Annotated in this window: 7 protein-coding genes; 1 reads left to right on the plus strand and 6 read right to left on the minus strand. The window is 73.1% G+C overall.

The annotated features are described in order from the left end of the window. Position 1: 1 nt before the first annotated feature. Both AFE02nite_RS15695 and AFE02nite_RS15700 read right to left on the minus strand, forming a co-directional pair. Entirely contained in the window at positions 2–1,051 is a 1,050-nt protein-coding gene (locus tag AFE02nite_RS15695; protein WP_034245017.1) for a permease, read from the minus strand. Further along, entirely contained in the window at positions 1,048–1,347 is a 300-nt protein-coding gene (locus tag AFE02nite_RS15700) for an ArsR/SmtB family transcription factor (RefSeq protein ID WP_034245015.1), read from the minus strand. The genes AFE02nite_RS15695 and AFE02nite_RS15700 overlap by 4 nt, the downstream gene beginning before the upstream one ends. Positions 1,348–1,491: 144 nt before the next feature. Here AFE02nite_RS15700 and arsM point away from each other — a divergent pair, with 144 nt between their 5' ends. Further along, positions 1,492–2,304 carry an arsenite methyltransferase gene (gene arsM, locus AFE02nite_RS15705; RefSeq protein ID WP_034245013.1) on the plus strand — a complete coding sequence of 271 codons (813 nt, stop codon included), beginning with the start codon at positions 1,492–1,494 and terminating at the stop codon, positions 2,302–2,304. Positions 2,305–2,339: 35 nt separating this feature from the next. Here the strand turns inward: arsM and AFE02nite_RS15710 are convergent, their stop codons facing one another. The 4 genes from AFE02nite_RS15710 to AFE02nite_RS15725 all read right to left on the minus strand — a co-directional run bounded on the left by AFE02nite_RS15710 (position 2,340) and on the right by AFE02nite_RS15725 (position 7,038). Continuing rightward, positions 2,340–2,684, minus strand: coding sequence for a YrdB family protein (locus tag AFE02nite_RS15710; RefSeq protein ID WP_034245011.1), 345 nt, complete (start codon positions 2,682–2,684; stop codon positions 2,340–2,342). A gap of 32 nt (positions 2,685–2,716) precedes the next feature. Next, the gene (locus AFE02nite_RS15715; RefSeq protein WP_034245010.1) at positions 2,717–3,694 is read right to left on the minus strand and encodes a DUF808 domain-containing protein; all 978 of its coding nucleotides are present in this window, start codon (positions 3,692–3,694) and stop codon (positions 2,717–2,719) included. A gap of 131 nt (positions 3,695–3,825) precedes the next feature. After that, positions 3,826–5,412 carry a GH39 family glycosyl hydrolase gene (locus AFE02nite_RS15720; RefSeq protein WP_034245008.1) on the minus strand — a complete coding sequence of 529 codons (1,587 nt, stop codon included), beginning with the start codon at positions 5,410–5,412 and terminating at the stop codon, positions 3,826–3,828. Positions 5,413–5,505: 93 nt separating this feature from the next. Continuing rightward, complete coding sequence (locus AFE02nite_RS15725) at positions 5,506–7,038, minus strand: alpha-N-arabinofuranosidase (protein WP_034245007.1); 1,533 nt, start codon at positions 7,036–7,038, stop codon at positions 5,506–5,508. Positions 7,039–7,149: the final 111 nt, after the last annotated feature.

A 7,149-nucleotide genomic window follows, 5' to 3' on the forward strand; every position in this document is an offset into this window, starting at 1 on the left:
TTCAGAGGACGGCGTTGAACAGGTAACCGACCGCCACGATCCCGGCGGCGACGACGCCGACGAAGGTCGCGATGAGCCGGGGCGCCAGGACGCGGCGGAGCAGGATCAGCTCGGGCAGGCTGAGCGCGACGACCGCCATCATGAAGGCGAGCAGGGTGCCCATCGGCAGGCCCTTGTCGTACAGCGCGTCGACCAGCGGCAGGACGCCCGCGGCGTTCGAGTAGAGCGGCACGCCGATGGCGACGGCGACGAGCACGGCGAGGGGGTTGTCCGCGCCCGCGTAGGTGGCGAAGAAGTCCTCGGGCGCCCACCCGTGGATGACCGCCCCGAGCCCGATGCCGACGAGCAGGAAGGGCCAGATCTTCCGCAGGATCGTGGCGACCTCCTCGACGCCCATCTGGATCCGGTCGTCCCAGGTGAGGCCGACCGTCGAGTCGACGACCTTCCCGCCGAGGCGGGTCTCGAAGACGAACGGCTCGACCCAGCGCTCCATCCGCAGCCGGCCCAGCACGAAGCCGGCGACGACCGCGATCACCAGGCCGGCCCCGACGTACATGAGCGTCGGGCCGAGGCCGAAGAGACCGAAGAGCAGCGCGATCGCGACCTCGTTGATCAGCGGGCTGGCGATGAGGAAGCTCATCGTCACGCCGAGGGGGACACCCGCGGCGACGAACCCGATGAACGCCGGCACGGCGCTGCACGAGCAGAACGGCGTCACGACGCCGAGCCCGGCGGCCATGACGTTGCCGAGCCCCTCGCGCCGGCCGCCCAGGAGCGCGCGCGTGCGCTCGACGCTCATGAACGAGCGCAGCACGGTGACCAGGAAGATGATCCCGACGAGCAGGAGCGCGATCTTCACCGAGTCGTAGAAGAAGAAGTGGACGCCCGAGCCCAGGCGGCTCTCCAGGTCCAGGCCGACGACGTCGCCCAGGAGCCAGTCCCACAGGGGACGGTTGGCCCGGTAGAGCCCGACCCACAGCGCGGCGGCGACGCCGAGGCCGACCCAGCGCCGGACCGGCGTGCGCGCACGGAGCCGTTCGGCGACGCTCACGCCGACCCCTCCCCCGCGCCGCCCGGCAGCGACGCCCGCATGAGCCGACCGGCGTCGTCGGCCAACGCGTAGTCCACCCACCGACCGCGACGCGTCGCGGTGACCAGGCCGGCGTCGCGCAGCACCTTGAGGTGGTAGCTGAGCAGGTTGGCCGGCACCGGGACGCGTTCACGCAGGTCGCAGACGCAGCGCGTCGCCGCGCCGAGCTCCTCCAGCACGGCCCACCGCACCGGGTCCGCCAGCGCCTGCAGCAGCTCGATCCGCTGCTCCCGGGAGAGCACGTCCGCGGCCGACACATCAACGGTGCTTGAACCAGTCACATTCGAAACGTAGAGCCGGCGCCGCCCGGCTCCGAGGGACCAAGGTCACGAATACATTGACGAACGCCGATGTCTGCGTGAGGATAGGGCATCGACGCTCGTCAATCTTTGGAGGATTCCGTGCCTGACCACGCCGACGACCTCAAGGTCCAGGTGCGCGAGCGCTACGCCCGGGCCGCGACCGCGGTCGGCGAGGGCTGCTGCGGACCGGCCGGCGCCCTCGACGTCGTCGACGCGGGCGCGGCCGGGTCGAGCTGCTGCGCGCCGTCCGGGCCGCAGGCGGTCGAGATCTTCGGGGCGGGCCTGTACGACGCGACGGACGTCGCCGACCTCCCGGCCGAGGCGGTCGAGGCCTCCCTCGGGTGCGGCAACCCGCTGCTCGTGGCCGAGCTGCGCGAGGGCGACGTCGTGCTCGACCTGGGCTCCGGCGGCGGCATCGACGTCCTGCTCTCCGCGCGCCGCGTCGGGGCGACGGGCTTCGCCTACGGCGTCGACATGACCCCCGAGATGCTCGAGCTCGCCCGGACGAACGCCGCCAAGGCGGGCGCCACGAACGTCGAGTTCCGCGAGGGCAGCATCGAGGAGCTGCCGTTCGGGGACGCCGAGGTCGACGTGATCATCTCCAACTGCGTCATCAACCTGTCCGTCGACAAGCCCGCGGTCCTGCGCGAGGCCTTCCGCGTCCTGCGCCCCGGCGGGCGCTTCGGGGTGTCCGACGTCGTCGCGGAGGACCGCCTGTCACCCGCCGACCGGGCCGAGCGCGGCAGCTACGTCGGCTGCATCGCCGGCGCACTGTCCCGCACGGAGTACCTGGGGCTCCTCGCCGCCGCGGGTTTCGCCGACGCGGAGGTCACCTTCACGCACGAGGTGGCGGACGGCCTCCACGGCGCGATCGTCCGGGCGGTGAAGCCCCTGACGGCCGGGCGCGGGTGACCCGCCCCGTCACGAGGCGGTCCACCCGCACCCGCTCAGCGTGCGAACGGCCCCACGTACATCAGCGTCAGGTTGACCACCACGACGACGGCGAACGCCACCGCCGCGCCGAGCGGCAGCACCCCGAACGAGGCGGCCGCCGCCCCGCCGAGGACGACCACCTTGGTGACGAGCCGCAGTGCGGGTACGTCGTACCGCGCACGCGGCGCCGCGAACAGGCCCCACGCCACCGCGGCGACGAGCGGCAGGCCGACCCCGAGGGCCACGCGCGCCGCCGTCGGGCCGCCCACCTGGAAGCCGAACGCGCAGAGCACGGCCAGCGCCGCGAGCTCGACGAGGAACGCGAGGAGGTCGTTGGCGTTGACCGCGCGGTTCTCCACGCGGGGACGGTACCGGCCAGGGCGCGCCCGCGTCAGTGCCCGGCGCCCACCGTCTCGCCCCCGGCCGCGTCCGCGCCCAGGTTCCGCCGACGCGGGACAAGGTGCAGCACTGCCACGACGACGGCGCCCACCAGCGCCCCCGCGACGGCCGACGCCAGCGTCCCGCCCAGCCAGGAGAGGAACGGCCCGACGCCCGCGACGTCGTGCAGCAGCTCCTCGAGGTGGTGCACGAGCTCGTAGGGCGCGTGCCACCCGAGCTCGTCGGCACCGACCAGGAGGATGTGCCCGCCGACCCAGAGCATCGCGACGATGCCGACCGTGGAGAGCACGGCGAGAACCCGGGGCATGGCACGGACGAGCATCCGCCCGGTCGCGGCGACGGCCCGACCGGGGCGCTGGGCGAGGTGCAGCCCGACGTCGTCCGCCTTCACGATGAGCGCGACCACCCCGTAGACGAGGGCGGTGATGACGAGGGCGACGACGAGCAGGATCGCCGCCCGCGACGGGAGGGCCTCGTCGGCGACCTCGTTGAGCGCGATGACCATGATCTCGGCGGACAGGATGAAGTCCGTCCGGATCGCGCCGCTGACCATCGACTTCTCGGTCTCGGGGCCGACGGCGGCGGCGGGCACCGAGCGCTTCTCCTGGTGGTGCCCGGTCAGGGCCTCGTAGAGCTTCTCGGCACCCTCGAAGGCGAGGTAGGTGCCGCCGATCATGAGCACGGGCGTCAGCAGCCACGGCAGGAACTGACTCAGCAGCAGCGCCACCGGCAGGATGATGAGCACCTTGTTGCGCAGCGAGCCCGCGGCGATCCGCCGGATGATCGGCAGCTCGCGGTCGGGCGTGAACCCGTGGACGTAGCGCGGCGTGACCGCGGTGTCGTCGACGACGACGCCCGCCGCCTTGACGCTCGCACGGCCCGCAGCCGCGCCGACGTCGTCGATGGACGCGGCCGCCAGCTTGGCGAACGCCGCGATGTCGTCCAGGAGCGCCGCGAGCCCACCCGGCATCGGTCACCGTCCTCCCCGGGCGACGTGGTGCGCCGCCGCCGTCCGCCGATCGAGCGCCGGCCACCCGGTCAGGGTAGGTGCCGTGGGGCCGTGCGCGCGCCCCGGGCCCAGCCGTCCGGAGGCCCGCCGGGTCAGCGGGCGGGCGCCGTCCGCTCGTGCGGGAGGACGAACTCCTCGTGGCTGGCGCCGAGGATCCGCCGGTCGTCCAGGCCCTCGTGGTGCGTGTCCCGGATGGGCACGAGCTCGACGAAGGTCACCTCGTGCCGGGCCAGCGGGAGGTCGAGCTCCACGCGCCCGCCCGCGACCGTCAGCCGGCCGTGCTCGACGGCCGGGCGCTCGAGCGCGTGCAGGACGTCGAGCTCGCGCTGCGTCGGCGAGGCCGGCCGTCCCAGCTCGCGCCAGGCGGTGAAGGCGTTGCCGTCCGACTCGTTGACGCGTTCGCGCAGCGCGAAGACGCCGGTCCCGTCCGGGCACGCCGCCCCGGCGACCGCGACCGGCAGCGACAGCCGCAGGTGGTGGCGCTCGGGGGCCGGGTCGGCCGCCGTGCCCTCCACCGGCTGCCAGGCCAGCACGGTGACGCGCCCGTCGGCGTCGGCGCAGACGAGGTGGTCCTCGCCGCGCGCGAGCACCTGGGCGCCCATCCGGGCCATGAAGGCGTAGAGGTGGTAGGTCGGCTTCGCGACCTGCCGGTGCGTGAGCAGGCCGAACCCGCCGTGGAAGAACGAGGTCGGGACGTCGAGCTCCTCGAACACGTCGCAGAAGGTCCAGTACGAGAACGAGTCGACGAGGTCGCCGCCCGCCGCCAGGACCGGCGCGAGGTAGGCGGCGTTGTACGCCGTGTCGTGCATCGGGTTCGTCGGCATGTAGGAGGTGTTGAACTCGGTGATGTGCACGGGCAGCCCGGCCAGCGGGGTCCCCGCGAGGGACTGGCGCGGCTCGGCGAACTGCTCCAGCAGGTCCGACGGCGCCCGGAAGCCCTGGTAGACCCCGAACGGGATCTCCTGCGGCTCGTGCGACGCGTACGCGTGCCGGCTGACGAAGTCGATCGGCACGTCGCGCGACGTCACGTAGTCCGCGAACGGACCCCACCAGCCGTCCACGGTCGGGCCGGGCGCCAGCGCCGGGCCACCCACCTGCAGCGACGCGTCGACGTCCTTGATGGCGCGCGCTGACGCCTCGTAGAGCCGGAAGTACGCGCCGGAGTCGGCGTTTTCCCAGAAGATGTCGAGGTTCGGCTCGTTCCAGACCTCGAACGGCCACGTCCGCACCTCGTCGACGCCGTACCGGTCGACCAGGTGCCGCACGAGGTCGGTGACCAGCGCCGACCACTCCCCCATGTCGCGCGGCGGCGTCACGTTGCCACGCCACCAGAAGATCGTCTGGTCGCCGGACGCGAGCGCCGTCGGCATGAAGCCCAGCTCGACGAAGGGCTTGATGCCGAGGGCGAGCAGGCGGTCGTGGACCTCGTCGACGTACGTGAACGCGTGCCGACGGTACGTGCGGCCGTCGACGGTCGACTCGCGCACCACGCCCATGTCGTCGCTGAGCAGACCGTGCCCGCGCAGGTAGGTGAAGCCGATCTCGCGCTGCACCCGTGCGAGCGAGTCCTGGTAGTCCGCGCGGAGCGCCAGGTTCATGCGGCCGGTGCCGACGCACGTGCGCCAGGCGTCGGGCAGAGGGCCGGTGGGCGTGGCGGGGACGACGACGGTGGTGACCACGGGTGCCTCTCGGTGTCGGGCCTGGACTCGGTCGGGCGGCTAGGGCAGGTCGGGCAGCTAGGGCAGGTCGGGCAGCGAGGGCAGGTCCCGCACCTAGGGCAGGTCGGGCAGCTCCGCCCGCACGACGGCGAACGAGTGCGGCGGCAGGGTGATCCGCACCGTGCTCGCCGTCACGGGGAGCTCGTCGACGGCCGTCGGGGCGACGTCCGCCGGGTGCGCGCCCGCGTTGAACGCCCCCACCGACGACGGCGCCAGCAGCCGCCCGGCGACGGCGCCGACCCGCGAGCCGCGCAGCTCGATGGTGACGTCCTGCGACCGCTCGAGGTCGGTGTTCGTCAGCGACACGTGGCACGCGCCGCCCGCGACGCTCGCGGAGGCCGAGAGCGTCGGGACGGCGCCGTCGGTCAGCTCGCGCACCGCGCCCGGGGCGCGCAGGTGCACCGGGACGGACGTCGCGTCGTGGTGCACCTTGTTCATCTCGAAGACGTGGAAGGTGGGCGTCCGCACGAGCGTCCCGTCCGCCGGGTCGGTCAGCAGCATCGCCTGCAGCACGTTCACGGTCTGGGCGATGTTCGCCATGACCACGCGCTCGGCCAGCCGGTGGAACACGTCGAAGTGCAGGGACGCGACGAGGGCGTCGCGCATCGTGTTCTGCTGGAACAGGAACCCGGGGTTGGTGCCGGGCTCGACGTCCCACCACGTGCCCCACTCGTCGACGACCAGGCCGATCTCGCGGTCGGGGTCGTAGCGGTCCATGACGGCGATGTGCCGGCGCAGGAGCGGCTCGACGGCCTGGGCACGGCGGATCGTGCGCCAGTAGGACGCCTCGTCGAACCCGGTCGCCGGGCCCTTGTCGGTCCAGGTCCCGCCGATCGTGTAGTAGTGCACGGACAGCGCCTCGAACGGCAGGCTCGGGAACTGCGCCGCCTTCATGTCGGCGACCGCGCGCATGAGCGCCTCGGTCCAGGCGTAGTCGTCCTCCGACGCCCCGGCGGCGATCCGGTAGAGGCGGTTGTCGCCGTGGTTCTTGCAGAAGGTCGCGTACTGGCGCGCGAGGTCGGCGTAGACCTCCGGGCGCATGTTGCCGCCGCCGCCCCACGGCTCGTTGCCGAGACCCCAGAACGGCACGCGCCACGGCTCGTCCCGGCCGTTCTCGCGACGCAGGTCGACCATCGGCGAGGACCCGGACCGGGTCAGGTACTCGACCCACTCGCTCATCTCGCGGACCGTGCCCGACCCGACGTTGCCGACGACGTAGGGCTCGGTCCCGAGCTGCTCGCACAGCGCGAGGAACTCGTGCGTGCCGAAGTGGTTGTTCTCCTCGACGTTGCCCCAGTGCGTGTTGACCATGCGCGGGCGTTCCTCGCGCGGGCCGATGCCGTCCTGCCAGTGGTACTCGTCGGCGAAGCAGCCGCCCGGCCAGCGCAGGTTCGGGATCGAGAGCTCGCGGAGCGCCTCGACGACGTCGGCCCGGATCCCACCGACGTTGGGGACCGGCGAGTCCTCGCCCACCCAGAAGCCGCCGTAGATGCACGCGCCGAGGTGCTCGGCGAAGTGCCCGTACACGTGCCGCGAGATGCGCGGACCTGGGATGTCGGCGTTGACGATGACGGTGGCGTCGGACACGACAGGCCTTTCGAGTGGTTCCGGAGGTGCGCGGCGACCCCGCGCGACGCCCGGCGCGCGTAGGGGACGGCGCCGGACCGGCGGCGTGGCCCGCCCCGAGGGGCGGGCCAC

This window comes from Actinotalea fermentans, assembly GCF_007991475.1.
Classification (GTDB): Bacteria; Actinomycetota; Actinomycetes; order Actinomycetales; family Cellulomonadaceae; genus Actinotalea; species Actinotalea fermentans.

Excerpts from the sequence above, each read along its gene's own strand:
- AFE02nite_RS15715 (WP_034245010.1), bottom strand. The coding sequence starts at position 3,694 with ATGCCGGGTGGGCTCGCGGCGCTCCTGGACGACATCGCGGCGTTCGCC.